General features: G+C 72.5%; 29 protein-coding genes. 12 read left to right on the top strand and 17 right to left on the bottom strand.

All coding sequences use genetic code 11. The features are described from left to right. Positions 1–19: 19 nt before the first annotated feature. The 3 genes from OHS58_RS17185 to OHS58_RS17175 form a co-directional block, all read right to left on the bottom strand. A complete protein-coding gene (locus OHS58_RS17185) occupies positions 20–592 on the bottom strand; it encodes a TetR/AcrR family transcriptional regulator (protein WP_328648978.1) in 573 nt (190 codons plus the stop codon). A gap of 43 nt (positions 593–635) precedes the next feature. Next, positions 636–1,454 carry an alpha/beta fold hydrolase gene (locus OHS58_RS17180; protein WP_328648977.1) on the bottom strand — a complete coding sequence of 273 codons (819 nt, stop codon included), beginning with the start codon at positions 1,452–1,454 and terminating at the stop codon, positions 636–638. 84 nt (positions 1,455–1,538) lie between these two features. Further along, positions 1,539–2,432, bottom strand: a complete 894-nt coding sequence (locus OHS58_RS17175) for an isocitrate lyase/PEP mutase family protein (RefSeq protein ID WP_328648976.1) — start codon at positions 2,430–2,432, stop codon at positions 1,539–1,541. Positions 2,433–2,556: 124 nt separating this feature from the next. Between OHS58_RS17175 and OHS58_RS17170 the strand changes: the two genes are divergently transcribed. Then, positions 2,557–2,979: a tautomerase family protein gene (locus tag OHS58_RS17170; RefSeq protein WP_328648975.1), complete on the top strand. Its 423-nt coding sequence runs from the start codon at positions 2,557–2,559 to the stop codon at positions 2,977–2,979. 33 nt (positions 2,980–3,012) lie between these two features. Beyond that, positions 3,013–3,876, top strand: coding sequence for an AraC family transcriptional regulator (locus tag OHS58_RS17165; RefSeq protein ID WP_328648974.1), 864 nt, complete (start codon positions 3,013–3,015; stop codon positions 3,874–3,876). 14 nt (positions 3,877–3,890) lie between these two features. Here the strand turns inward: OHS58_RS17165 and OHS58_RS17160 are convergent, their stop codons facing one another. Then, positions 3,891–5,477, bottom strand: a complete 1,587-nt coding sequence (locus OHS58_RS17160) for an amidase (protein ID WP_328648973.1) — start codon at positions 5,475–5,477, stop codon at positions 3,891–3,893. Between the two features lie 78 nt (positions 5,478–5,555). Between OHS58_RS17160 and OHS58_RS17155 the strand changes: the two genes are divergently transcribed. Then, positions 5,556–6,056, top strand: a complete 501-nt coding sequence (locus tag OHS58_RS17155; protein WP_328648972.1) for a DUF6630 family protein — start codon at positions 5,556–5,558, stop codon at positions 6,054–6,056. Positions 6,057–6,058: 2 nt separating this feature from the next. On the opposite strand, the gene OHS58_RS17150 is transcribed toward OHS58_RS17155, so the two are convergent. The 4 genes from OHS58_RS17150 to OHS58_RS17135 all read right to left on the bottom strand — a co-directional run bounded on the left by OHS58_RS17150 (position 6,059) and on the right by OHS58_RS17135 (position 9,505). Beyond that, on the bottom strand, positions 6,059–7,207 hold the full coding sequence (locus OHS58_RS17150) for a PrsW family intramembrane metalloprotease (RefSeq protein WP_326948864.1): 1,149 nt from the start codon (positions 7,205–7,207) through the stop codon (positions 6,059–6,061). Next, positions 7,204–7,839, bottom strand: coding sequence for a hypothetical protein (locus tag OHS58_RS17145; protein ID WP_328649827.1), 636 nt, complete (start codon positions 7,837–7,839; stop codon positions 7,204–7,206). The genes OHS58_RS17150 and OHS58_RS17145 overlap by 4 nt, the downstream gene beginning before the upstream one ends. Before the next feature lie 117 nt (positions 7,840–7,956). After that, positions 7,957–8,874, bottom strand: a complete 918-nt coding sequence (locus OHS58_RS17140) for a trypsin-like serine peptidase (RefSeq protein WP_328648971.1) — start codon at positions 8,872–8,874, stop codon at positions 7,957–7,959. A gap of 61 nt (positions 8,875–8,935) precedes the next feature. Further along, entirely contained in the window at positions 8,936–9,505 is a 570-nt protein-coding gene (locus OHS58_RS17135; RefSeq protein ID WP_326953942.1) for a TetR/AcrR family transcriptional regulator, read from the bottom strand. A gap of 139 nt (positions 9,506–9,644) precedes the next feature. On the opposite strand from OHS58_RS17135, the gene OHS58_RS17130 reads away from it, so the two are divergent. The 4 genes from OHS58_RS17130 to OHS58_RS17115 all read left to right on the top strand — a co-directional run bounded on the left by OHS58_RS17130 (position 9,645) and on the right by OHS58_RS17115 (position 14,227). Further along, complete coding sequence (locus OHS58_RS17130; RefSeq protein ID WP_328648970.1) at positions 9,645–10,205, top strand: hypothetical protein; 561 nt, start codon at positions 9,645–9,647, stop codon at positions 10,203–10,205. 28 nt (positions 10,206–10,233) lie between these two features. Further along, positions 10,234–11,190 carry an alpha/beta hydrolase gene (locus OHS58_RS17125; protein ID WP_328648969.1) on the top strand — a complete coding sequence of 319 codons (957 nt, stop codon included), beginning with the start codon at positions 10,234–10,236 and terminating at the stop codon, positions 11,188–11,190. Beyond that, positions 11,187–12,089, top strand: a complete 903-nt coding sequence (locus OHS58_RS17120; RefSeq protein ID WP_328648968.1) for an NADP-dependent oxidoreductase — start codon at positions 11,187–11,189, stop codon at positions 12,087–12,089. Before OHS58_RS17125 ends, OHS58_RS17120 begins: the two co-directional genes overlap by 4 nt. Before the next feature lie 110 nt (positions 12,090–12,199). Next, positions 12,200–14,227 (top strand): MGH1-like glycoside hydrolase domain-containing protein, encoded by a 2,028-nt coding sequence (locus OHS58_RS17115; RefSeq protein WP_328648967.1) that lies wholly within the window; start codon positions 12,200–12,202, stop codon positions 14,225–14,227. Here OHS58_RS17115 and OHS58_RS17110 read toward each other — a convergent pair whose 3' ends face one another. Both OHS58_RS17110 and OHS58_RS17105 read right to left on the bottom strand, forming a co-directional pair. After that, positions 14,228–14,578, bottom strand: a complete 351-nt coding sequence (locus tag OHS58_RS17110; protein WP_328648966.1) for a DoxX family protein — start codon at positions 14,576–14,578, stop codon at positions 14,228–14,230. A 255-nt stretch (positions 14,579–14,833) separates the two neighbouring features. Continuing rightward, positions 14,834–15,418, bottom strand: coding sequence for a TetR/AcrR family transcriptional regulator (locus OHS58_RS17105; protein ID WP_328648965.1), 585 nt, complete (start codon positions 15,416–15,418; stop codon positions 14,834–14,836). A gap of 88 nt (positions 15,419–15,506) precedes the next feature. Here OHS58_RS17105 and OHS58_RS17100 point away from each other — a divergent pair, with 88 nt between their 5' ends. After that, a complete protein-coding gene (locus OHS58_RS17100) occupies positions 15,507–16,970 on the top strand; it encodes an MDR family MFS transporter (RefSeq protein WP_328648964.1) in 1,464 nt (487 codons plus the stop codon). On the opposite strand, the gene OHS58_RS17095 is transcribed toward OHS58_RS17100, so the two are convergent. Next, complete coding sequence (locus OHS58_RS17095; protein WP_328648963.1) at positions 16,937–17,662, bottom strand: hypothetical protein; 726 nt, start codon at positions 17,660–17,662, stop codon at positions 16,937–16,939. The two genes, OHS58_RS17100 and OHS58_RS17095, sit on opposite strands and share 34 nt — an antisense overlap. A gap of 101 nt (positions 17,663–17,763) precedes the next feature. Here OHS58_RS17095 and OHS58_RS17090 point away from each other — a divergent pair, with 101 nt between their 5' ends. Beyond that, positions 17,764–18,000, top strand: coding sequence for a sigma factor-like helix-turn-helix DNA-binding protein (locus OHS58_RS17090; protein WP_328648962.1), 237 nt, complete (start codon positions 17,764–17,766; stop codon positions 17,998–18,000). Positions 18,001–18,002: 2 nt separating this feature from the next. Here the strand turns inward: OHS58_RS17090 and OHS58_RS17085 are convergent, their stop codons facing one another. Further along, positions 18,003–18,611 (bottom strand): TMEM175 family protein, encoded by a 609-nt coding sequence (locus OHS58_RS17085; protein ID WP_328648961.1) that lies wholly within the window; start codon positions 18,609–18,611, stop codon positions 18,003–18,005. A 76-nt stretch (positions 18,612–18,687) separates the two neighbouring features. Next, on the bottom strand, positions 18,688–19,176 hold the full coding sequence (locus OHS58_RS17080; RefSeq protein WP_328648960.1) for a MarR family winged helix-turn-helix transcriptional regulator: 489 nt from the start codon (positions 19,174–19,176) through the stop codon (positions 18,688–18,690). A gap of 75 nt (positions 19,177–19,251) precedes the next feature. On the opposite strand from OHS58_RS17080, the gene OHS58_RS17075 reads away from it, so the two are divergent. Further along, the gene (locus tag OHS58_RS17075; RefSeq protein WP_328648959.1) at positions 19,252–20,034 is read left to right on the top strand and encodes an oxidoreductase; all 783 of its coding nucleotides are present in this window, start codon (positions 19,252–19,254) and stop codon (positions 20,032–20,034) included. Here the strand turns inward: OHS58_RS17075 and OHS58_RS17070 are convergent. Further along, positions 20,000–20,344 carry a putative quinol monooxygenase gene (locus tag OHS58_RS17070; RefSeq protein ID WP_328648958.1) on the bottom strand — a complete coding sequence of 115 codons (345 nt, stop codon included), beginning with the start codon at positions 20,342–20,344 and terminating at the stop codon, positions 20,000–20,002. The genes OHS58_RS17075 and OHS58_RS17070 overlap by 35 nt on opposite strands. A gap of 30 nt (positions 20,345–20,374) precedes the next feature. Further along, positions 20,375–20,734, bottom strand: a complete 360-nt coding sequence (locus tag OHS58_RS17065; protein WP_328648957.1) for a nuclear transport factor 2 family protein — start codon at positions 20,732–20,734, stop codon at positions 20,375–20,377. Positions 20,735–20,865: 131 nt separating this feature from the next. On the opposite strand from OHS58_RS17065, the gene OHS58_RS17060 reads away from it, so the two are divergent. Next, positions 20,866–21,687: a MerR family transcriptional regulator gene (locus OHS58_RS17060; protein ID WP_328648956.1), complete on the top strand. Its 822-nt coding sequence runs from the start codon at positions 20,866–20,868 to the stop codon at positions 21,685–21,687. Between the two features lie 103 nt (positions 21,688–21,790). On the opposite strand, the gene OHS58_RS17055 is transcribed toward OHS58_RS17060, so the two are convergent. After that, on the bottom strand, positions 21,791–22,804 hold the full coding sequence (locus OHS58_RS17055; protein ID WP_328648955.1) for an NADP-dependent oxidoreductase: 1,014 nt from the start codon (positions 22,802–22,804) through the stop codon (positions 21,791–21,793). A gap of 110 nt (positions 22,805–22,914) precedes the next feature. Between OHS58_RS17055 and OHS58_RS17050 the strand changes: the two genes are divergently transcribed. Then, positions 22,915–23,463 (top strand): TetR/AcrR family transcriptional regulator, encoded by a 549-nt coding sequence (locus tag OHS58_RS17050; protein ID WP_328648954.1) that lies wholly within the window; start codon positions 22,915–22,917, stop codon positions 23,461–23,463. Between the two features lie 4 nt (positions 23,464–23,467). Here OHS58_RS17050 and OHS58_RS17045 read toward each other — a convergent pair whose 3' ends face one another. Next, positions 23,468–25,030: a hypothetical protein gene (locus tag OHS58_RS17045; RefSeq protein WP_328648953.1), complete on the bottom strand. Its 1,563-nt coding sequence runs from the start codon at positions 25,028–25,030 to the stop codon at positions 23,468–23,470.

Genomic DNA, 25,030 nt, shown 5'->3' with positions numbered 1-25,030 from the left:
CACCAGGACGCGCGACCGCTCAGCGCAGCAGCGTGCCGAACGCGAGGGTGAAGAACGCGGCGAAGGACGAGCCGTCCTTCGCCGCGCGTTCGCCCACGATGGCGCCTTCCCAGGCGTTGACCAGGAAGCGGGCCAGCACGTCCGGATCCTGCTCCGACGCCACGGAACCGTCGGCCTGGGCTTCGCGGATCGTGCTCGCCACGGCCGCCGACCAGCTCGCGAAGCTCGTCACCAGGCCGTCGCGGATGGCGGGGCTGTGATCGGCCGCTTCGTTGCTGAAGTTGCCGAACACGCACCCGCGCTCGTAGCCGTACTTCTCGATGTCGCTCGCCAGGAAGCCGAAGTGATCACGCAGCCTCGTGAGCGGCGCGACGTCCGCCTTGGCCAGGTCCGGCACGCGGCGGGTGGCGCCGTAGCGCTCCATGACGACCAGCGCCAGCGCTTCCTTGCTCTCGAAGTGGTTGTAGAACGACCCCTTGGGCACGCCCGCGCTGTCGGTGATCAGCTTGACGCCGCACGCGTTGTAGCCGAGCCGGTGGAACTGCTTGTACGCGGCGTCCACGATCTGCTCTCGCACGCTGGCCCGGGCCATCGGGGCCTCCTCCGGATCAATATGGGCGGTCGTCTACCTCACCTCAAATGTTAGCCCGCCACCAGCCGGTGATCACCCGGGCGTAGTCGGCCGCGGCCTCTTCCCAGGTGAAGTGGCCCGCGTCGAGGACGTCGAGCTTGCTGTGGGGGAGCCGCTCGTGCAGGTACTCGGCGTTGGCCACCGGCACCACCGGGTCCTTGCCGCCGGCGATGATCTGGACCGGCGTTTCGATGCCCGGCAGCAGCTCACCGAGGATCGGCAGCTCGGTGGGGTACGCCCGGACGTACGGCATCTGGTCGACGAACCGCTGACCCCGGTACGCGGCCAGGTAGTCCTCGCGCACGACCTCCGGCAGCTCGTACCCCTCGATGGTGGCGAGCGCGAACGTCACGATGTCCTTGGGCCCCATGGCCCGGTACGGCGCCAGGTCCGCGGCCCGCACCCACTCGTCCAGCACCCCGCCGAGGTTCAGCGGGACGGACGTCCCGCCGCTGCCGACGGTCACCGTGGCGAACCGGCCCGGGTGCCGCGCCGCCGCGAACAAGGCCGCGCTGGTGCCGACGTCCGGCCCCACGACGTGCGGCTTCGCCAGGCCCAGCTCGTCGGCGATCCGCACGACGAACTCGCCCATCGCCTGCGGGGAGAGCAGCTCTTCCCGCAGCTCGGAGTGCCCGAACCCGGGCAGGTCCACGGCGATCAGCCGGGCGTGTTCCGCCAGCCGTGACCAGCTCGCGTCGAAGGCGTACAGGCTCTCCGGCCACGGGCTCAGCAGCAAGGCCTCGGTCTCGTGCGGCCCGTCGCTTTCGGCGTACCGGACGGACAGCCCGTCGATGGTGCGGAACCGGGGCTTGATCTCGCTCATGTCCTCGTCCTCTCTTCGGTCGTTTCAATATGACCGGTCGTCTTAGAGTCGTCAAGGGGAGTGACGCAGGGCACAGCCGAGGAATCAGCCGTCGCCGTACTTCTCGCCGATCTCTTCGATCTCGGGCAGCCCGACCAGCTCGGCGAAGTCCGTCAGCCCGGGCAGGTCGCGGACGGCGTTGACCGGGGTGCCGTCCCGGGCGATCCGGCCGAGCACCGACCGCATGGCCTCGGTGGCCGCCAGCAGCGTCGAGATCGGACAGATCACCAGCCGGAACCCCAGTTCTCGCAAGCGATCCTGGCCCAGCGGCGGCGTCTTGCCGCCCTCGGCCCAGTTGAACAGCAGCGGCACGTCGCGGAAGGTGTCCGCGACCCGTTCGATCTCGGCTTCGGACTGCAGGGCCTCGACGAAGAGCATGTCGGCGCCGGCGTCCCGGTACCGGCGGGCGCGGTCGATCGCGGCGTCGAGCCCTTCGACGGCGCGGGCGTCGGTGCGCGCGATCAGCACGAAGTCCGGGTTGTACCGCGCGTCGACCGCCGCCCGGACCCGGTCGGCCATCGTCGCGGCGGGCACGACGCGCTTGCCTTCCAGGTGCCCGCAGCGCTTCGGCGCAACCTGGTCCTCCAGGTGGATCGCGGCGACGCCGGCGGCCTCGTACTCGCGGACCGTGCGGATGACGTTGAGGGCGTTGCCGTAGCCGGTGTCGGCGTCGGCGATCACCGGCACCTCGACCACCGAGCGGATCCGGCTCGCCGCCTGGACCATCTCGGTCATCGTCAGCAGCCCGACGTCCGGCCGGCCGAGCAGCGACGCCGTCGTGCCGAACCCGGTCATGTAGACGGCGGGGAACCCGGCCGCCTCGACCAGCCGGGCACTCAGCGCGTCGTACGCGCCGGGCGCGACGACGATCTCCTCGCCGGCCAGCAGGTCCCGCAGCCGCGCCGGCCCGGAAATCCGTGGTCCCAGCAGATCGGCCACTCCGACCACCTCCTCGTTTCCTGACGCTCAGGTGTAGCAGACGGCGGCCTCGTGGAAGTGCGCCGCCGCCGGACCGCTCAAGGATGACTGCACCGCCCTGAACCGGTCGAAACGGAGAACCGCCATGCCCATGATCGACGTGTACGCCCCGGCGGGCGTCATCGGCGACAAGAAGAAGCTCGCCCAGGAACTCGCGCAGACCGTGATGCGGTGGGAGAAGGTCCCGGTGATCCCGTTCTTCACCGAGAACACCGCGGCCTTCGTGCACGAACTGCCCGACGGCGCGCTGTCGGACGCCGGTGGCGGCGGCGACCACGTCCGCGTGCAGGTGACGACCAACGCCGGCGCGCTGGACCGTGAGCAGCAGCTCGGCGTCGTCCAGGACATCACCGCCCAGGTCGCCGCGGCCGCGGGTGACCCGGGGCTGGCCGAGCGGACGTGGGTCGCGCTGACCGAGGCCGTCCCGGGCGGCTGGGGGATCGGCGGGCACGCCTACACGAACGACGAAATCGTCCAGCACGTCCGTTCGCTGCTCGGGAAGTCCTGACCGGACTCCTTCGGAGCGGGTACGAATGTCGGTATGACGGTTCTGGGTGAGGAACGGCCCGCCTGGCGGGAGGTCGGCGGCCGGGTGGTCGAGCGCGCGGCGGGCGGCACCCCGCTCGCCCGGCTCGAAACCCTGGCCCGCACCTCGGCGGACCCGATCGGCTGGCGCTTCCGCCAGCCGGCCGCGGCGCTGTTCTGGTGGGGTTCCGGCGTGCGCGAGCTGCGGCTCGCGGTGGACGGCCGGCCGTTCCACGACGTCGTCACCGCGACCAACAGCCTGTGCTACATCCCGCCGGACACCGAGGTCACCGGCACGTTCGCGATCGACGGGCTCTGCCGCTACACGGTGCTGTTCCTCGACCCGGACCTCGCCGCGAACCACGACCTCCCGGCGCCGCGGCGCGCGCTCGTCGGCTTCGACCGGCCGCCGCTCGTCCGCGCTCTGCGTGAGGTCACGGCGGAGGCGGCGGCCCCGGACGAGACGTTCGACCTGTTCGTCGACGGCGTGGCCCGCCAGAGCCTCGCGCACCTCGTCCGGCTGACGCGCGGCGCGGAACCCGAACCGCCCGCCGCCGGGCTGCCGGCCGGGACGCTGTCACGCCTGGACGGCTTCGTCCGGCGGAACCTGCGCGACCCGGTCACCGTCGACCAGCTCGCCGCGGTGGCCGGCTTCAGCCCGCGGCACTTCCTGCGGTCGTTCCGCCGCAGCACCGGCGTGACGCCGATGCGCTGGGTCCTCGACCTGCGCCTGCGCGAGGCCGAACACCGGCTCGCCGCGACGGCGGACCCGATCGGCGTCATCGCCGCGGACTGCGGGTTCAGCCACCCGCAGCACCTGAGCACCGCGTTCCGCCGGGCGCGCGGCATCAGCCCGTCGCAGTACCGCGCGGCCCGGTAGTCCGTTGTGGACGGTCAGCCGATCGACGGGATGAAGGTGGGGGCCCGGCGAGCCGGGGCCGCCTTCTCGAACGCCGCCGCCAGCGAGAGGATCCGCGCGTCCGCCCAGCGTCCCGCGAAGAACGAGACGCCGATCGGCAGCGGGCCCGCGAACCCGGCCGGCACCGACACGTTCGGGTAGCCCGAGACGGCCGCCGGGGTCGAGGAGCCGAGGACGAACGCGTCACCGGAGCCGTAGGTCGTCTTCCAGGCCGGGCTGTTGGTCGGCGCCACGATGGCGTCCAAGTGTTGCGCCGCCAGGGTTTCGTCGATCGACCGGCGGGCCAGCGACGTCGCCGTCGCGCGCTGGGCGCGGTAGGTGGGATCGGTCGGGGCCGGTGCGGCCGCCGCCTGCTCGAACAGTTCCTGGCCGAACTTCGACAGCTCGACCGGGTCCTTCTTGTCGAACGCGATCAGCTCGTTCAGGTTCGCGGGGTGGCCCGGCCGGTGGGTGAGGTAGGCGTTGACGTCGCGCTTGAACTCGGTGAGCAGGGCCGGGGACTCGGCGGCGCCGATCTCGTCCTGGTAGGGCAGGTCGACCTCGACGACGGTCGCGCCGCGCGAGGTCAGCGTGCGGACGGCGTCCTGGACGACGCGGTCGACGTCGGCGTCCTGGCCGGCCTTGCGCCAGACGCCGATCCGGGCGCCGCGCAGGGCACCGGGGCGCAGCAGGGCCGCGTAGTCCGTCGGCTGGCCCGCCGGGATCGCCGCCGTCGCGGGGTCCGCCTTGTCGCGTCCCTGCAGGACGGACAGCGTGATGGCCGTGTCGACGACGTGGCGCGCCAGCGGCCCGGCGGTGTCCTGCTCCGCGGAGATCGGCACGACACCGGTCCGGCTGACCAGGCCCAGCGTCGGCTTCTCGCCGACGACGTCGTTGGCGCCGGCCGGGCAGACGATCGAGCCGTCGGTCTCGGTGCCGATTGCCACCTGCGCCAGGCTCGCCGCCACCGCGGCGCCGGAGCCCGAGGAAGAGCCGCACGGGTTGCGGTCGAGGACGTACGGGTTGTTCGTCTGGCCGCCGATCCCGGACCAGCCCGACGTCGCGTTCGTGGAGCGGTAGTTGGCCCACTCGGAGAGGTTGGTCTTGCCGAGGATCACCGCGCCGCCGCGCTGCAGCCGGTCCACGAGAGCGGCGTCGGCCGCCGGCCGGCTGCGCGGCAGGGCCCGCGAACCCGCGGTGGCCGGCAGCGTCCGGGTGTCGATGTTGTCCTTGAGCAGCACCGGGATCCCGTCGAGCTGCCCGAGCGTGTGGCCGGTGCGGCGGCGGGCGTCGCTGGCGGCGGCCGCGCGCAACGCCGTCGGGTCGACGGCGACGACGGAGTGGATCTTGCCGTCCAGCGCGTCGATCCGGTGGAGGTAGGCGGCGGTCAGCGCCACGGCGCTCAGGCGGCCGTGGTCCATCCGCTGCTGGAGCTCGGGGATGGTGGCCGCGTCCAGGTCGAAGCCCAGTGACGGGCCGGCCTGGGCGGGAGCGGCGGCGGCCGGCGCGGGCACCGGGGCCGCGACGAGGCCGGCGAGGGCGAGGAGCACGGCGGACGAGCGCAGTCGGATCACGGCGTACATGTGACTCCTGAACCCGGCGGGGGTCAAGCCGCCATTCGTCGGCCCGGGTGCGATCATGGGTGTCCTGGGAGGACGTTCATGACTGCTCGCGACGCGCTGATCGCCGTGGCCGCCCTGGTGGCGCCGGACGTGCCGCAGGTGCGTGCCCGCGCCGCGGCCGCACACGACGATCCCGAGGCCTACCTGCGGGAACACGGCGACAGCCTCGACGACCGCGGCATCGACACCGCGATCCCCGAGCTGCCCTGGATCGCCCTGGTGGACGCACTCGCCGACCACGGGCTGCTGGCCGAAGTGGACTGGAAGGAAGCGCCGGACGAGATCGTCGGCCGGCTGCGCGCCCTACGGTCGGCGCCGGCCGAAGACGGCGCGTGGGCGTCGCTCGCGGAAGCGGATCTCCCGACCTTCGAGTTCCTGGAGCTGGCGGGCGGGCAGCTGGCGGCCGCGGGCACCGCGCTCGCCGTCCTCGACATCGAGTCCGACTGCTACCCACTCGTGCTCCTGCCGCCCGCCAGGGCCGTCGACCTCCCCGGCCTGGCCGCGGCGGCGGGCTTCAAGGCCGCGGTCCTCCCGGCCTAGCGTCACCCGCTGAGCCGCACGACCTCCGCGCGGGCGTGGGCGACCCGGTCCGTCTCCCGGCCGCCGGCGCGGGCGATCTCCCGGGCCAGGTCGCTCGCCGCGGCCATCCGGTGCCTTGCCGTGCGGCGGCTGTGGACGTGCTTGCGGTAGGCCTTGCGCTGCTTCCGGAGGCCGCTGACCGCGTCGAGCAGGGGCGGGTCCAGCACGCCCGCGCCGGCTTCCGGGCCGAGCAGGTCGCGGGTCCAGGCCCGCTCGCGGCGGGCGGCGTGGCGCAGGACGTGGAACAGGAACGTCAGCTCGATCGCCGCGATCACGAACGGCAGCACGGCGACCAGGGGACCGCGGCCGCCGAGGCCGGTCATGTCGTCCCACGCGAAGTGGAACACCATCGCCACCAGCATGGTCAGCACGCCGCGCACGACGTTGCGCTCACCCGGCACCCGGCTCAGCACCCACATCAGCCCGGCGCAGAAGATCGCGCTGAACAGCGCGTGCGACACGATGCCGGACGCGCCCCGGTAGAGGAACACCTGCAGCGACGCGCCGACCTGGTTGCTGCCGAAGCTCTGCGCCGCGCCGTTGTAGACGTAGAGGACGTCCTCGAAGACCTGGAAGCCCAGGCCGATGAAGGCGCCGATGATGAACCCGTCGTAGACGCTGCGGACGAGCCGGGGCGCGAGCCCGATCAGCAGGACGAGCCCGAGGGCCTTGCCGAACTCCTCGTTGATCGGGGCGGTGAGCCCGGCGGCCCAGTCGGCGGCGAAGGCCGTGCCGCCGAGCTTCGTCCACAGCTCCAGCAGGGCGGTGTTGGCCGGGAGCGCGATCCAGAACGTCGCGGCGATCCCGCCCCAGGCGAACGCCGTCGTCAGCAGCCGGCCCGGCTGCGCGGTGTAGCGGTTCTGGTGGCGCAGCAGCACCAGCCAGGGCACGAGGTAGAGCCCGAACAGCAGGATCCCGCCGGTCAGAGCCGGGGTGTAGAAGCCGCCGTCGCCGCCGAAGTAACGCAGCATCCCGAGCGCGCCACCGCCGACGCCGACGAGGTACACCCAGAACGCCAGGTTGTGCGGCTGGAAGAAGCGGAACGGCAGGCCCCAGCCCGACTGCTCGATGGCGGCGAGCTGGGCCGTCTTGGTCTCGGACGTGGTCGTCACCGGTTCGCTCCCGGGGTGATGCTGCGCAGGACGTCGTCGATCTCGCCGCGGAACCGCTCGAACTGGCCCGGCGCGGTGCGCACCCGGAACAGCAGCGCGGGCGCGGCGTCGGCCGGCTCGCCGCGACCGGCCACCTTGAAGGCGACGTCGAGCCCGTCACCGCTGGGCGACGTCGTGCTCTGCGCGACGCCGGTGAGCCCGGCGGTGGTCGTCACCGTGCCCCGCGTGCCGTCGATCGCGGGAGCGTCGTTGCCCTCCGAGCGCCGCACCTGGTCGAGGAAGGCTTCCGCGGTGCCGCTGTAGGCCGCGCCGCGCAGGGCGATCGTCGCGCCGCCGGTGGCCAGGACGACCTGCAGGCTCGTCGGGTTCGTGACGGAGGCGCCGGTCAACGTGCCGCTCTGCAGCTGCCAGCCCACCGGCGGGACGGCGGTCGCGCCGTCGCCGAGGTCGAGCAGGTCACCGGCCCGGATCTCGTTGTGCCAGGGGATCGCGGCGTTGAGCGCGGGCAGCCCGTACCCGAGCAGCAGGGCGACGGCGAGCACGATCAGGGCCGGGGTGAAGGTCCGGCGGTCGAGCCCGAAGAGCCGGTGCTCGACCGGCACCCAGCCCTGCGGTGGTTCCGGCGCGGTCACGGTCAACGAACAACTCCTCGCGGGGTCGGGTAACGGTCATCAGAACACGAACCGGCCCACCGCGGCGATCACCGCGGTGGGCCGGGTGCGTGGTGCACCCGTGCGGGTGAATCCGGGTCAGAGCCGCCCGGCGCGCTCGTACAGCTCCCGCACGGGGCCGGTGAACGCGGCGCTCGTGAGGTCCTGGGTGACGCCGTCCTCGCTCATCGTGCCCCGGCTGGTGACGCCGAAGATCGTGCCCTGGCCGGTGGCGGGGTCGAAGTCCCGCAGCCACGGGCCGCCGCTGGAGCCGCCGGACAGGTCGCAGTCCGTCTTCCAGTCCGACAGGACCGAGTTGACCTCGAGGGTGGCCGGCCGCGCGCAGGACAGCAGCGCTTCGCCGCCCGCGAGCTGCGAGACCGGGTAGCCGAGGATCGTGGTGCCGACCGGGGACGGCGGCTGGTCGAAGGAGACGTCCTGGGTGCCCGCGACGTCGGCGGCGTGCCGGCCGCCGACCGGGTCCAGCGCGAGCACCGCGTCGTCGTCCGTGCCGCTCGTCGGACCCGAGTAGGTGGCCGACCAGGCGAAGGCCCGGACCGGGAACACGCCGTAGGGCGCCGTCCCGTGGTCGTAGCCGGGGACGAACACGACGTTGACGATCTTGATCGGGTTGTCGAAGCGGTCCAGGCCGCCGTTGACGCAGTGCCCGGCGGTGAGGGCGACGTCCTTGCTCGCACTGGGCACCACGGTCGCGGTGCAGGACTCGTCGACCCCGGGCTCGGCGGTGAAGAACAGCCGCCCGACGCCCGCCGGGACGGGCCCGTCCCAGACCCGGCCGATCTTCTCGGCCGGCGGCAGCCAGTCCGCGCCGGCCCACTGCCGCATCCGCTCCGGCGTCCAGTGGGCCAGCGCCGCGGCCCGGTCGGCCGCGCTCACCTGCGTCACCACCTGATCGCCGTCGGCCGCGGTGGCCGGGGCGGCCAGGACCGTTGCCGCGGTGCCGGCCACCGCCAGCAGGGTGCCGGCCCGGGAAAGGGCACGCGAGTTCGTGGTCATGTCCGGTGGACGCCCGCCCGCCGGGGCGGGTTGTTCGCCGAGCGGGTGATCTTGAACCGCCTCACGGCGCGACGGAAGCGTCCCGGTACCTCAGGATTCCTTCGACGCCGAGCAGGAACGTCTCGCAGATCGGTGCGGGGTCGGTGAGGCAGCCCGCGGCCATCGCGCCGTCGCGGAGCATGACGAAGTGCCGGGCCGCGGGTTCCGGCGCGGTCTCGCCGGTCTGCGCGAGCAGCTCGGTGACGGTGTCCAGGAACCACTGCCGGTGGGCGAGGACGGCCTGGTGCACGGGGTGGGCGGGGTCGGGGTACTCCGCCGCGGCGTTGAGGAACGCGCAGCCGCGGAAGCCGGGGGAGCGGATGCCGTCGGCGATCGACCGGGCGACCGCCCGGACGACGTCGGCCGGCGCGCCGCCACCGGCCCGGGCGGCCTCGGCCTGGGCGCGGATCGCCTGGTCGGCGGCGGTCAGGTAGGCGACGAGCAGGTCGTCCTTGCTCGCGAAGTGCCGGTAGAGCGTGGCGCGGGTGACGGACGCCTCGGCGATGATCCGGTCGACGCCGACGGCGTGGAGGCCCTCTGTGTAGAACAGCCGGGTCGCGGTACTGAGCAGCCGCGCGCGTGCTTCGGACACCTGAACTCCTGCCTCCGGTTCGTTGCCTCCACGGTAGCAGATAGAACGGTCGGTCTTGACGACTCGCCGGTTCGCTGCCATAGTCCTCATCAGCAAGACCGATCGTTCTATCTACCTCGCTGTGTCCGAAGGGGAAAACATGACCACCACCGTTCCCGCCGCCGACGTCGCCTCGTCGTTGCGGCGGCTGTACTTCGTCCGGTTCGCCTTCGCTGTCGTCTGGGCGGCGCTGGTGTTCGCGACCGGGTCGAGCCTCGGGGTCGCCGGCGTCGCGCTGCTGGTGCTGTACCCGGTGTTCGACGTGGTCGCCGCGGTCGTCGACGTCCGTTCGTCGAAGGCGGCCCAGTCGGTTTCGGTGCTGTACGTGAACATCGCGATCAGCCTGCTCGCCGCCGTCGGCCTGGCCGTGGTCGGTTCGAGCGGGATCGCCGGCGTCCTGCGGGTGTGGGGGAGCTGGGCCGTCGTGGCCGGCGTCGTCCAGCTAGTCGTCGGACTCCGCCGCCGCGGCCTCGGCGGGCAGTGGCCGATGATCCTCAGTGGTGGCATCTCCGTGCTGGCCGGGGGTTCGTTCATCCTGCAGGCCACAAAGGACGGTGCCTCGCTGACGAACCTGGCCGGCTACGCGACGCTCGGCGGAATCTTCTTCCTCGTCTCCGCCCTGCGCCTGGGTCGTGCTCGGCGAAACGCTGTAGTTGCGTGACTAAATTTAGTCAGTTAACGTAGTGCTCATGCGCCACGACACCTTCCCCGCCCCGTCCACCGTCAGCGAGCAGGCCCAGGAGTGGCTCGCCTTCGACAAGAGCGAGCTGACCTACCCGGCCCTGGACGACACCGGTGGCTGGCTCGCGCTGGCCGAGGAAGCCGACCGGTCCGCGGCCCGGCGGTTCCCGGTCGCCGACCTGCCGGTGACCGTCGAGGACCTGGACGTCGACGGCGTCGCCGTGTACGCCGCGCGGCCCGAGGGTGTCGAGGAGGCCGCGGACGAGCCGGTCTACCTCTGGATGCACCCCGGCGGCCTCGTGGTCGGCGGCGGGGACGCGTGCCGCATGACGACGGCGCGGACCGCGGCGGGCGCGGGGCTGCTCGTGTGGGGCGTGGACTACCGGCTGCCGCCGCTGCACCCCTACCCGGCCGGGCTCGACGACGCGCTCGCCGTGTACCGGCGTCTGCTGCGGGACCGTGATCCGGCGCGGGTGTTCGTCGGCGGCGACTCCGCCGGCGGGAACATCGCCGCGGCCCTTCTGTTGCGTGCCAAGGACGCCGGGCTGCCGATGCCCGCGGCCCTGGTGCTCAACACCCCGCAGGTCGACCTCACCGAGTCGGGCGACACCTTCCGGACCCTGGCCGGCGTGGACAACGTCCTGCGCAGCCTGCGCACGCCGAACGCGCTCTACGCGGCCGGGGCCGACCTGCGGCAGCCGTACCTCTCGCCGGTCCTGGGCGACCTGACCGGCTTCCCGCCCACGTTCCTCCGCAGCGGCACCCGCGACCTGTTCCTCTCCGACACCGTCCGGATGCACCGCAGGCTGCGCGACGCCGGCGTCGCGGCCGACCTGCACGTGTTCGAGGCCATGCCGCACGCCGGGTTCGGCGGCGACAGCCCGGAAGACCGGGAAGCCGTCGCCGAGCAGCGCCGCTTCCTCGCCGGGCACGGCGTGCCCCTTCGCGAGATGGAGGACGCGTGAAAGCCGCGCGGTTCAGCCGGTTCGGGGCCCCGGAGGTGCTCGAAATCGTCGACCTCCCCGACCCGCGGCCGGCGGCCGGGCAGGTCCGGATCACCGTGCGCGCGGCCGGTGTCAACGCGAGCGACTGGAAGAAACGCCAGGGCCTGATGGACCCGGACCTGCCGCAGACGATGGGCTACGAAGCGGCGGGCGTCGTCGAGGAGCTCGGCGACGGCGTCACCGACGTGGCCGTCGGGGACCGGGTGTTCGGGTTGTCCGAGGGCGGTGCGGCACAGGCCGAACGGGCCGTCCTGTCCTGGTACGCGCCGATCCCGGCGTCGCTGGACTTCGCGTCGGCGGCCGCGTTGCCGGTCGCCGGGGAGACGTCGGCGCGGGCCCTCGACCAGCTCGGCGTCGAAGCCGGCGACACGCTGCTGGTCAACGGCGCCTCGGGCAGCGTCGGCACCGCCGCCGTCCAGCTCGCCGTGGCCCGCGGTGTCCGCGTGATCGGCACCGGAAGTGCGGCCACGCACGACTTCCTGCGCTCGCTCGGGGCGGAACCCGTCGCGTACGGCGAAGGCATGCCGGAGCGGGTGCGCGCGCTGGCCGCCGACGGCGTGGACCTCGCGCTCGACGTCGCCGGAAACGGCGTCCTGCCCGAACTGGCCGACCTCGCGGGCGGCCCGGAGCACGTCATCACGGTCGCGGACTTCGCCGGCGCGCAGCGGCACAGGGTGCGGTTCAGCCGGGGCGACGGCGGCCGCGCGTACTACGTGCTGGCGGAGATCGGCCGGCTGGCCGGCGCCGGGCGCTTCGTCGTCCGGGTCGGTGGCACCTTCCCGCTGGCGGGCATCGCCGAGGCGCACCGGGCCGGGGAAGCCGGTCGCGTCCGCGGGAAGCTCGTACTGCTGATGGGTTAGCGCGCCGGACAGAAGCGGACAAGATCTTCGCCGGCCCGCTCCCCGGCCGGGATTCCGTGGTGCAATGGCCTTTCGGTCCGGCAGGCCCGGTGCCGGGGAAGGTGCACGGCATGAGCCACGGACGCAGGACCGCACTCGCACTCCTCGCGCTGGTCACCGCGTGCGGCGTCGTCTCCGGCGTGGCGCCGGCGACCGCGGATCCGGTCGCCGCGCCGACGCTCGAGTTCGCGAACCCGGACAGCCAGGCCCTGTTCGGCACCGCGTACGCGGCCGCGTTGGACAACCTGCTGCGCACCAACACGATCGGCTACGACGCCAAGTACGACAAGAGCGGCTTGCTGGACCCGGCCGTCGGCCTCGTCCGCGCCGGTGGCGGGTACGACCAGCCGTGGACCCGGGACGCGTCGATCAACAGCTGGAACGCGACGAGCCTGCTGGCCCCGGCGCTGGCGGAGAACACGCTCTGGGCGGTGGTCGACAAGGACGCGAGCGGCGCGTTGCGGGTGCAGCAGGACGACCAGCAGTGGGACCAGGTCGTCTGGGTGACCGCCGCGTGGCACCACTACCTGGTCACGGGGGACCGGCAGTTCCTCGGCGACGCCTACCGCACCGCCGGCGACACGCTGACCATCCGGGAACACGCCGGCACGGCCGGGTTCAACGCCACGTACGGGCTGTTCACCGGCCCGTCGTTCTTCAACGACGGCATCGCCGGTTACCCCGCACCGCCCGCCGACGCGACCGAGTCGGTCAGCACAGGCAGCTCGCCGTGGCCGGGCGTCGCGAGCGGGATGTACCTGAGCACCAACGAGGTCTACTACGCCGCTTACGTCAACGCCGCGAACATGGCCGACCAGCTGGGCAATCCGTCGGAGGCCGCCGGCTACCGGACCAAGGCCGCCGCGCTGAAAGCCGCCATCAACAACCACTTCTGGAACGCCGCGACCGGCCTGTACGACTACCAGCTGCTCGCCGACGGCACGAGAGGCCCCTACCAGGAGGGCACCGGGCTGGCGTTCGCGATCCTCTTCGGCGTCGCGGACCCGGCCCAGGCCCGGTCGATCGTCACCCACGCCCGCGAGATGACCTGGGGCCTGCCCGACACCTACCCGCACTGGGACCGCTACTCCGCCGCCCAGCCCGGCAGGCACAACGCGATCGTCTGGCCGCTCGTCCAGGGCCTGTGGGCGAAAGCGCTGGCGGCGCAAGGAAACCAGAGCGGGTTCGCGTCGGAAACGGCGAAACTGGCGAAGCTGGCCGGCGGCAACAGCGGGTTCTGGGAGATCTACAACGGCGACACCGGGGTCGTCGACGGCGGCTGGCAGCGGCTCGGCGACACGGTGAAGTTCCACTGGGGCTCGCAGCCCGACCAGACCTGGTCGGCCACGGCGTTCCTCGACATGGTCCACACAGGACTGTTCGGCCTGACCTTCACCGACCGCGGCCTGGCGTTCACGCCGGATCTGCCCGCGGGCTGGGGCGACGTCACCCTGCGGAACCTGCGTTACCGCAACGCGGACCTGACGATCGCCCTGCACGGGGCGGGCACCCGGATCAGCGCGTTCACCCTCGACGGCCGGCCCGCGGCCGGCAACGCCGTCCCGGCGACCTTGAGCGGCGCGCACCGCGTCGAGATCACCCTCACCGGCGCGACCGCCGGCGACCGGGACGGCGACCACGTGGCGGACGCCGCCGACCGCTGCGCCGACACGGCCGGTACCGTCGCCGGCTGTCCCGGCCCCGGGCACCTCGAAGCCGAAGACGCGCACAACACCGGCGGGGTCAAGACGAACGTCAACCACACCGGCTACTCCGGCCGCGCGTTCCTCGACGGACTGTGGGCCCAGGGCGCCGCGTCGTCGTTCACGCTGCACCGCACGTCGGCCGACGCCACGACGGGCGCGATCACCGTGCGGTACGCGAACGCCAACAGCGACGCGCGCACGATGACGCTGTCGGTGGCCGGGAAAGCCGTGCGGCAGGTGAGCTTCCCGGTGGTCTCCGCCAGCTGGGACGCCTGGGGCACGGTGACGTTCACCGGCGTGCCGCTGGCCGGCCGGGACCCGGTGGTGACGCTGTCGTACGCCCCCGGCGACACCGGCTCGATCAACCTCGACTGGCTGGAGTACCACGGCTGACTACCCGTGGTAGCCCAGGTTCAGCACGAGGTCCGCCACCGCGAGGGCCAGAAACACGACTCCGCCGACAAGCTGACGAGAGCCGACGCGCAGGTGGGCCGTGAGCGCGCCGAGGAAGTACAGCACCAGCCCGGAGGCGGCGAGGACGCCGAGGAGCGGCACGGCAAGCCCGGCCAGCAGCCCGGCCGCCCCCGCGGCCAGGGCCGAGCCCAGCCACGGCAGCCACGACCGCGGGACGCCCTTCATGTCCGCCTGGGCTTTCGGGTAGTCGTGCCCGATCAGGTAGAAAACGGCGGCACTACCGGTGAAAACCGCGGCGACGAGGGTAACGCTGACATAGGCGGCGAACATGGCCTCCCTTTCTGCAGAGCTGTCCGCCGATGGACGACGCGGGCCCGCAGGACGTGACAGCCCGGGACTCGGCCGGTGACGTGATGCTGCCGGCGAGCGGTCTGCCGCGGCCCTCGTGAGTGTCTAGGGCGGTTAGAACCGCCCTGAACACTCACGACCAGCCGCGGCAGACCGCTCACCGGCGCCTCGCCACGAATTCGCCACCAGCGCCCTGCAACTCGCCGCCGAGCGGGGGAAGCCGCCCGGGGGAGTGGGTCAGCCCGCGACGAGCGGCCAGAAGACGTCGTCGACGATCGAGCGGATGCGTTCGGGGGAGACCTGCTTCAGCGTCATCAGGATGTCGTGGCGCATGAGCTGGAACGGCAGGTCCAGGACGTCCTGCGGGATGCGCGCCAGGTCGATCTCGCCGCGGTCGTGGGCGCGGCGGTACACCGGGTCGGAGCGCTTCGGGCCGTCGCCGAGAACCGTCAGCCGGACCTCCTCCGGGGTGAGGCCGGCGCTGTCGTGCAGGCCCGCGAACGTCGCGCCGACGAGCGTCGCCAGCTCGATGCGGCCGGCGTTGATGTTCCGGAGCAGCGCGAGCAGGTCGTCGCGGAGGCTGCCGGTGTCCGGGATCTCGACCGGGTGGGTGTCGCCGTAGTGCCGGATGGCGGCGAGCACGAGGGCGTTCTTGTCCGGCCAGCGGCGGTAGAGCACCGCGATCCCGGTCTTCGCGCGGTCCGCGACGGACTCCATCGTCAGCTTCGCGAACCCGGCGCCGGCCAGCTCCTCCCAGGTCGCGTCGAGGAGCGCGTGCTCCAGCTCGGTTCCCCGGCGGCGGCGTTTGACCTCGGTCGGCATGCGTCCAGGATAAGAGAGACTTGCATTCCTTCGCCAGTCCTCCTACCCTCGCCAATAAGGAAATAATCCCTCTCTTATTGGGGTAGTGATGACAGCGGACACACCGGCGCGCGACGGCGTCGACCCGAAGGTGCTGAAGACGGCGTTGATCCTGGTCGTGGGGGCGCTGGCGGTCGTGTTCGACACGACGATCGTCAGCGTCGCGCTGCACCAGCTGGCGACCAGCCTCGACGTCCCGGTCTCGACGATCCAGTGGGTGACGACCGGCTACATGCTCGCGCTCGGCGCGGCGGTCCCGCTCAGCACCTGGGCGCTCACCCGCTTCGGCGGCAAGCGGGTCTGGATGTTCGCCCTCACCGTCTTCCTCGCCGGCTCGATCGGGTCGAGCCTCGCGTGGGACGCGGGATCGCTCATCGGCTGGCGCGTCCTGCAGGGGCTCGGCGGCGGGCTGATGCTGCCGGTGATGACGACGCTGATCATGCAGGCCGCCGGGGGACACGCGCTCGGCAAGACGATGACCTGGGTCGCACTGCCCGGGCTGCTCGGGCCGATCCTCGGCCCGCTCGTCGGTGGCGCGATCATCACGGACTACAGCTGGCGCTTCATGTTCTGGGTCAACGTGCCGTTCTGCGTCGCCGGCCTGATCCTCGCCGGCCGCTACCTCCCCAAGGACCCGCCGGCCGCCGCGCGGGCCCGGCTCGACGTGTGGGGGCTCGTGCTGCTCGTCCCGGGCATCGTGGCCGTGCTCCTCGGCCTCTCCAACGCCGGTGCGGCCGGCTTCGGCCGGTTCGACGTCCTCGCGCCGCTCGCGATCGGTGTCGTTTTCCTCGTCGCCTTCACGCTCTACGCGCTGCGTCACCGCGACCCGCTCGTGGACATCCGGCTGCTCGCCGCGCGTTCGGTCGGGTCGTCGACGGCCGTGCTGTTCCTGTCGGGCTTCTCGCTGTTCGGCGCGATGCTGCTGCTTCCCCTGTACTACCAGGAAGTCCGCGGCGTGACGGCGCTGACGGCCGGGCTCATGTTGGTCCCACAGGGGATCGGGGCGCTGCTCAGCCGCCAGATCGCCGGCCCGCTCACCGACCGGATCGGGGCGCAGACCATCGCCGTCGCCGGGTTCGTCGTCGTCGCGGCCGCGACCGTGCCGTTCGCGTTCGTCGACGCGACGAGCGACGGCTGGCTGCTCGCGCTGTGGCTGCTGATCCGCGGCATCGGGCTCGGCGCCGTCACGATGCCGGTCATGACGGCTTCCTACGTCGGGCTCGCCCGCGCCGAGATCGGGCACGCGAGCGTCCTGACGCGGATCGCCCAGCAGGTCGGCGGGTCGTTCGGCACGGCGGTGCTCGCCGTCGTCCTGGAGCAGGCCATCGCCGGTGCCGGACCGGGCGCGGCCGTGACGGGCTTCCACGTCGCGTTCTGGTGGGCGACGGGCTTCTCGCTCCTCGCGACCGCGCTGTGCGTGTGGCTGCCGGGGCGCAAGCAGGTCCAGGCCGCCGCGGCCGCGGCGACGTTGGCGGCGGCTCAGCCGGTCAAGTCGGGGAAGTCCTCTGTGTAGCCGAGAAGCAGGTACGGCCGCTCCGGGAGCAGCGCGGCGAGCTGTGCCCAGGCGCCGAGCGCGCCGTAGAGGTGCTTGAGATCGGCGACGACCGCGCGGGCCTCGTCTTCGGACGGCGGGGCCGCGCGGTCGAACCCGAGCAGCGACGCGCCGATCCCCACGTGCCGGTAGCCGTGCGCGGCCAGCCGCCGGACGATCGCGTGGTTCTGGAAGACGGTCCAGTCGGCGGTGAAGTAGCCGTTCGGGATCCCGGCGATCGCGAGGTCGTCGCGGGGGACGGGCACGCGCTGGACGAGCACGACGTCGTCGAGGAAGCCGTCCGGGTCCCGGTTCACCTCGACGAGGGCCGCGACGTCGGCTTCCCCGCCGAGGCGCTCGCCGGGCAGGTCCGCCCACGCGACCCGCGACCCGGGATCGTCCAGGGCGGCGGCGATGTGCGCGGCGCGGGCGTCGGCGTCGTCGCTGTCCGACCAGAGCCGGTCGTCTTGGCTCGCGTGCCCGCTCGTGTACGCGCACTGGTTGACGTCGTCGAGCGTGCAGAGGACCCGCGCCGGCTCGTGCTCGGCCCGCAGTTCGCCGAGGACGCCGAGCAGGTCGGTGAAGCTACCGACGTCGTCGAGCCGCGCGACGGTGTTCATGTCCAGCCGGCCGCGTCCGGCCTCTTCGGACGGTCCGTAACGCGTCACTCGCATGCGCGGCATCCTGCCACCTCGCGGCCGACAACCCGGAGACCTACGTCCGGCGGATCCTGATCAACGAGGTCCGGGGCCGGTGGCGACGCCGGGAGCGCTCGGTGCCGGTCGCGGAGTTCGCCGACGAACCCGCGGTGGCCGACGCCGCCGACGACGTCGTCCGCCGGGACGGCCTCCGGCAGGCACTGCTGACCCTGCCGCTGCGGCAGCGGGCGCCCGTGCTGCTGCGCTACCTGGAGGGCCTGTCCGAGCGGGAACCGGCTCACCGACGACCTGCGGCACCGCCCGGCTTCACCCGCGTCGCCGACGCGAACACCGGACCCGGGCACGGCGGCTGACGTCAGGCCGGTGTGGCCGCCGGGCGACGGCGGGTGAACAGTGGCTGCAGGGCGAGCAGCAGCAGGACGTAGTACCCGAAACCCGGCCGGATGCAGGCGACGACCACCGCGAGGGCGAAGATGCCCGTGCTCACGACGAAGCTGCGGGCCCAGTCGTCCGACACGGGTTCGGCGTCGCCGTGGACCGCGGGGTCGCCGCGGACGATGAACAGCAGCGCGGTGTGGCACACGCTGCCGGCGAGCAGGGTGCCGAGGTAGAACAGCACCGTGAAGCGCTGCGACTGGTAGGCGCCGATGAGCTGGGTCGGGAACGGCAGCACGGCGATCGTGAGCAGCCAGCAGAAGTTGACGAGCACGAGCGGGGTGTTGAACGCGCGCACGTGCTCGAAGATGCGGTGGTGGATGAGCCAGAACCGGCCGATCACGGCGAAGCTGAGCAGGAAGCTGAAGATCTTCGGCCAGTTCCCGGTGACGGCCTCCGACGCGGGCGCGCCGGCCGCGATCAGCTCCGGCACGAGCTCGGTGAGCGGCAGCACCAGCAGCGTCAAGGCGATGGCGACGACGGCGTCGCTGAAGAAGACCAGCCTCTCGGGCGACCTCTGCCGTTCCATGGGGAGCTCCTGTCGGTGATCGGCCACAGCCGGCCCAGGCTACTGGCGCGGTGTGCCCGGGCCGCCGGCGACAGGACTAGCGGGTCTCGCGGTCCAGGGAGGCCGGGGTGCCGCACTGTTCGTGGCCGCCGGTGAGGTCGTCGCGGACCAGGATCAGCAGCCGGGTCAGCTGGGCGCGCTGGGCCGGGGTGAGGGCCTGGAACACGTCGTCCTCGACCGCCTGCTGGGCGGCGGCGGCCTTCTCCAGGCGTTCCCGGCCGAGGGCGGTGAGCAGCACGACGTGCCGGCGGCGGTCGTGGGGGTCGCGGTCGCGGGAGACGAGGCCGGCCGCCTCCAGGGGGTTGAGCTGGGTGACCAGGATGCTGGCGGCGGTGTCGACGGCGGTCGCCAGGTCGGTCTGGCCGAGCGGGCCGCGGTCGTGGAGCAGGCCGAGGATCTGGAACTGGCGCGGGGTCAGGTCGTTCGCGGTGTGCGCGTCCCGCAGCCGGCGCATGGTCTCGTTGCCGAGCAGGGCGAACATCAGGCCGGGGCTGTCGCGGTGGCCGGCGGCCGGGACGGTGGTCACCGGCTCACTGTACCGAACTACATCGTGTAGCGTGCTAAACGATATAGTCGACTCAAGCACTTTCGGAGGACTGCCATGCTCGAAAGCCGCGATGACCTGGGTCTTGCGGGTGCGCGTGCCGTCGTCACGGGTGGCACGCGGGGGATCGGCGCCGCTACCGTGGCCCGCCTCGTCGCGGCCGGCGCGCGGGTGGTCGCCATCGCCCGCACCCCGGCCGACGTGCCGGACGGCGTGCACCTGGTGACCGCCGACCTGACCGTGCCGGCCGAGATCGAGGCCGCCGCCGAAGCGGCGCTCGGCCACCTCGGCGGCCTCGACGTCCTGGTGGCCAACGCCGGCCGCAACCGCCACGTACCCGGCGGCGTGCTCGCGGCGACCGACGACGACTGGCAGGCGAACCTGGACGCGAACCTGCTGTCGGTCGTGCGCCTGGACCGGATCCTGGTGCCGCACCTGACCGCGCAGGGCAGCGGCGCCGTCGTGCACGTCTCGTCCGGCGCCGCCCGCTACCCGCAGCCGTCGGGTATTCTTTACGCAGCAGCGAAAGCCGCGCTCAACGCCTACAGCAAGGGCCTCGCCACCGCCTGCGGCCCGCACGGCGTCCGCGTCACCACGGTGCTGCCCGGCGTCGTCGAGACCAGCGCGCTCGACGCCACTTTGGCGCAGCAGGCGGAAAACTCGGGCCGCACCGTCGACGAGGTCCGCACGCAGTTCCACGCGTCGCTGACCGTGCCGCTGGGCCGGCCGGGCCGGGCGGACGAGGCCGCGGAGCTGATCGCGTTCCTGGCCTCGCCACGCGCGTCCTACGTGACGGGCACGGCCATCACTGTGGACGGCGGCCTGCTCCCGACTCTCTGACCGCGGCGATCCCTTGGCCGGCAAACAGTTCGTCGTAGTAGCTGATCACCAGCGGCCGGGTGAGCATCGCTTCGAAGGTACCGGTGAAGCCGCGCGCGGTCCGCCAGCCGAGGTAGCCGGTGTAGTCCTGCCGCTCGGTCCACTGGGTCAGTCCGGCGACGTGGTCGGGATCGTCCTGGTCCCGGATGATCCGGATCGTTTCGCAGTCCTGGTGTGCCAGGCTTTCGTGCAGGATTTCCAGCAGCAGGGCGGCGACGTCGTCACCCCGCCCGGGCCGGGCGAAGAGTTCGGTGAGGACCGTGGTGCTCATGAGGTCAGCTCCGTTCGCTTGCAACAGTTCTCAGTAGGGCGCCGGGGTGTTGTGCACCACGATGAGCGTGGCGATCTTGCCGTCCTCGACGCTGAAGTAGTTGGTCAGCACGAGGTCCGCCGGCAGGTTCGTCTTGTCGTACTGGCCGTCGTAGCGGGCGCGGACGATGACCTGGCCGTGGTGGTCGAGCACTTCGGTGACCGCCATCGTGACCCGGTCGCCGACCAGCTCGTGCGCGATCCACTCCCGGATGGACGACGTTCCCGCGAACTCGCGGTGCACGTCGTTGACCACTGCGTCGGCGTGGAAGGTCGCGGTGATCGCGTCGACGTCGAAGGCGTTCACCGCCGCGATGTGCGTGGCGATGACGCCGGGAAGTGCGGTGTCCATGACTGTGTCCTTCCGTCGGGAGCCGGCCGCGGTGGCCGGTACCGGTGATGCTGGGCCCGGCGGCCGGGGGAGACACAAGGGGCGACCGGCGGGTGGACCTTCCGGCCGGGGGAAGGTTCAGAATGAGCGCCATGCGAGCAGGTCTGACGGTCGGCGAGTTCTCCCGGGTGACGCACCTCAGCGCGAAGACCCTGCGTCACTACCACGACGTCGGGCTGCTCGAGCCGGCCGACGTCGACCCGGCGACCGGGTACCGGTACTACTCCCTCGACCAGGTGCCCCCGGCGCAGGTGATCCGCCGCCTGCGCGGCCTCGACATGCCGGTCGCCGACGTCAAGGCCGTCCTGGCCGCCGAGGCGGTCGCCGACCGCAACAAGCTGATCAGCGCGCACCTGGACCGCCTGGAGACGAAGCTCGTCGAAGCGCGGGCGGCGGTCGACGACCTGCGCGACCTCCTGCGGCGCGCTCCCGGCGGTCCGGTGATCGAGCACCGGTCCGTGCCGGCCCAGCCGGCCATCGGGATCCGGGCCGTCATCGACCGCGCCGACGTGCTGAGCTGGTGGCAGGGCGCGCTGGGGGAGCTGAACGGCGTCATCGGCGCGCAGCACCTGCGCCGCACCGGGCCCAGCGGCGGCCTGTTCGACAGCGACCTGTACGAACACGAGCGGGGCGAGGCCGTGGTGTTCGTCCCCGTCGAGGCCGGCCTCCGCCCGGTCGGGCGGGTCACGGCGTTCGTGGTCCCGCCGGCCGAACTGGCGATCGCGGTGCACCCGGGGCCGCTGAACGACATCGACCTCACCTACGGCGACCTGGGCACTTACGCCGCCCGGCACGAGATCGGCGTCGAAGGGCCGCTGCGGGAGTACTACCTGCGGGACCCGATCGAGACGTCCGCCGAAGCCGAGTGGCGGACCGAGGTCGGCTGGCCGATCTTCCGCTCCGACGCCACCTGACGCTCAGGACCGCGCCGGAACGCGGCGAGCGCCGAGCCGGCGCCGGACTTTCCGCCCACCTCGGCAACACCGCACCCCGATCCTGCCGGTCCAGCTGGCCGCTTCAGTCGACGGTGAGGACGATCTTGCCCCGGAGGTGCCCGCGCGCGGCCCGCTCGTGCGCCGCGGCCGCCTTCTCCAGCGGGAACGTGCTGTCGATCGCGACGCGGATCGTGCCGGCGTCGAGCAGGCGCGCGAGTTCGGCGAGCTGCGGGCCGTTCGAGCGGACCTGGGTGGCCGTGACCGTGACGCCCAGCTTCTCGTTCTCCTCGTCGTCGAACTCGCCGAAGTACACCGGGTACAGCGCACCGCCGCGCTTGAGCGTGCGCAGGAACCGCCGGCTGTCCGGGCCGCCGACGGTGTCAAGCACCAGGTCGAGGTCACGGGCGACCTCCTCGGGCCGGACCTTCTGGTAGTCGAGGACCTCGTCCGCGCCGAGCTCCCGCAGGAACGCCTCGTGCGTGCCCGAGGCGACGGCGATGACGTGCGCGCCCCGCCACTTCGCCAGCTGCAGGGCGAGGTGCCCGACGCCGCCCGCGGCGCCGTTGACGAGCACCGTGGTGTCCGCGCCGAGGGGCATCGGCTGGTGCCGGGCCGCCTGGAACGGCGACGGGTGGTCGTGGCCGAGCTCGATCAGGAACTGCCACGCGGTCAGCCCCGCCATGGCCAGGCCGGCGGCGGCGACGTGGTCGACGCCGGCCGGCTTGCGGGCGAGGTCGGTGGCCGGCGCGGTCACGTACTCCGCGTACGCGGCGCCCTGCAGGCTGGCCGGGAAGCGGAGGAGGCCGAGGACTTCGTCGCCGGCGGCGAACGCCTCGACGTCGTCGGCGACGGCCTCGACGACACCCGACACGTCCGTCCCCGGGATCAGCGGCAGTGAGAACGGCGGCTTCAGCTCGGGCGGCACATCGGGCATCCCCTCGCGGGCGTACCAGTCGGGGGGATTGACGCCGACCGCGTGGACGCGCACGAGCACCTCACCCGGCCCCGGCTCGGGCACCGGCACGTCGTCGTACCGCAGGACCTCGGGCCCGCCGAACTCGTGCAGCCGGATCGCCTTCATCGTCCGTGGTGACACGGCGTTCTCCTGTCTGCGCACCGGGTACGCTGAACGGATCAACGATCCACTTATGTGGACCACTGATCCGATTATGCGGATCAGTGGTCCGGATGTCAAAGGAGGCGGAGATGCGGGCGGACGCCAAGGCGAACCACGACCACCTGCTCGTCGTCGCGGGCACCGTCATCACCGAGCACGGCGTCGACGCCTCGATGCGCGACATCGCCCGTCGGGCCGGGGTCGGGCTCGCGACCCTGCTGCGGCACTTCCCGACGCGTGAGTCGTTGCTGGAAGCCTTGCTGCGCAACAGTTTCGACGAGCTGACGGCGAAAGCGGCCGAGGTCGAGACCACGAGCCCGCCCGCGGACGCGCTGCTGGCGTGGCTGCGCGAGTTCGTCGCGTGCACGACGAACTACCGCGGGGTGGTGACGTCGATGGTGAACGCCATCGAGGACCCGGAGTCCGCGCTGCACGACTCCTGCGTCACGATGCGCGCGGCCGGCACCCGGCTGCTCACCCGCGCCCAAGCCGCGGGCGTGGCGCGGACCGACATCGACGGCGCGGACCTGTTCGCACTGGCCGCGTCGCTGGCCTGGCTCGGCGACCAGCCCGCGCTCGAACCGCGCGTCGAACGCCTCTTCGGCGTCGTCATGGGCGCCGTCCTGGTGAAGGGCTAGCTCCTCACGAGTACGTCCAGTGACCGAGCCAGGATTCGCGCCACGCCACCGTCAGCTCGCTCACCCCGTCCACACCGGACTGGTCCACGTGGGCCTTCCACGCCTCCTCCAGCGACGCGCACAGCTTGGACGCGGGCAGCTCGGCGCCACCCGAGGCGAACTGGCGCAGGGCCGACTTGGGCACGGCCAGCTTCGCCTTGCCCCGGATCACCGACTGCTCGGTGGCGCGGCAGATGAGGTACTCGACGGTGGTCAGCTCGGCCGCCGACGGCTGGGCGTCCGCCCGCGGCGCGATCTGGGCCAGCGCGCGGTACAGGCAGTCCAGCGGGGCGGCCAGACCCTGGTGCTGGCGGGCGATCTCCCACGACACCCACACGGCCATGCAGTCGGGCATCTGGAACGGGCGGTAGGCGAACGCGGGCCCGGCGAAGGTCTGGTAGTCGCCCGTCGGGTCCGGCGCCGCCGAGCCCGGGCCGTCGGGGTCCGGTGGCAGGCCGAGCCGCTTGAACAGCTCCCGCAGCAGCTTGTACGGCCGGGCCGGGGTCGAGGACTCGCCCAGCAGCTTGCCCAGGATGCGGTTGAGCCGGTCGGCGGCCACGCCGTGGATCGACAGCTGCAGGTGGACGAACGCGACGTCCGACAACGTCGTCCCGGCGCAGCCGACCACCCCCACCTGCGGGTAGCGCTGCAGGAACGCCGTGATCGCGTGCGTGGAGCCGATCCGCGCCGGCCCGACGAACGTCACCGGCAGGCACGTGCCGACCCGCTGGCGGGACCGGAGATCCCCTTTGTACAGCGGGGAGAACTGGCCGTCGGCGTGGTAGACCTCGAACCAGTTGCCCTGCCGGTGCCCCGGGCGCGTGTCGGCGAGCCAGAAGCTGTAGCCGTTCTTCTCGCACAGCTCCCGGAACCGGTCGGCCAGCTCGAACCGCGCGGCCGCGGAGGCGTCCCGCAGCGCGATCGAGAACCGGACCGCCAGCGACGCGCACGGCGGCGCGACCTCCTTGCGGGTGCGCAGGTCGTGGTTGCGGGTCTTGACGATCGTCGGCAGCTGCGCCGGGCACTGCAGCGACAGCAGCGGCGCGTCGATGAGCCCGGCCGCGGCGTCGGAGATCTCGCTCGCCAGGTCGCGGATGGCCAGGCCGTGCCACTCGCACACCTCGTGCGCGCCCGGGTCGATCCCGATCAGGCCCTCGAAGGTCTGCGCGGACTCGTAGATGAACGTCGGGTTGGGCGAGGTCGTCTGGTGGAACACCCAGGCGCCCGGACGCTGCTGCGGGCGTTCGGCCGGCTGCTGGCCGTCGACGCGTTCGACGACTTCGGTGCCGTCCAACGGCTTTCGGGTGCGGGTGCCGATCACGACGCCGGCGCCGTTCGTGGCCGAACACAGCGTCTCCAGGAAGATCGTCGTGTCGGAGGCGTCGGACACGAGCTCGCGCAGGTAACCGTGGCGGGCCGTCGCGTGGTGCACCTCGAAGTCCACTTTGGTCACCGGCTGGCGCGCGATCTCGAAGCCGGCCCGGGCCAGGTCGGCGACGTTCCGCACGGAGATCCGCTGGTTGCGCAC

This window comes from Amycolatopsis sp. NBC_00348 (assembly GCF_036114655.1).
GTDB lineage: Bacteria > Actinomycetota > Actinomycetes > Mycobacteriales > Pseudonocardiaceae > Amycolatopsis.
This window is presented reverse-complemented; position numbering and strand designations above follow the sequence as displayed.